Origin of the sequence: Streptomyces sp. NRRL S-37, assembly GCF_000721605.1 — a bacterium.
Classification (GTDB): Bacteria; Actinomycetota; Actinomycetes; order Streptomycetales; family Streptomycetaceae; genus Streptomyces.
Map to the genome: position 1 here is coordinate 1 of NZ_JOIZ01000152.1, position 277 is coordinate 277.

Annotated in this window: 1 pseudogene; it reads left to right on the forward strand. The window is 61.0% G+C overall.

From position 1 onward, the window contains the following. Positions 1-277 (forward strand): annotated as a pseudogene (locus IH50_RS43095) (maturase); the annotation flags it as partial.

Sequence of the window (277 nt, forward strand, 5' to 3'; positions counted from 1 at the left end):
CATGGAAACCTCCATGCTCAAAACCCTTGCCGCCAAGCACCGTTCGTCCGTGTCGAAGATGGCCGCCAAGCACAAGGCCCGAATCGACACACCCAACGGCCCCCGAGTCTGCTTCGAGGCCCGTATCGAGCGAAAGAACAGGAAACCACTGGTTGCACGGTTCGGTGGAATTCCCCTCCAACGGCAGCGAACGGCGGAACTCGCCGACCGCGAACCGGTCCGGGTGGACTATCCGCAAAAGGAACTCATCGCAAGACTCCTGGCGGACACCTGCGAA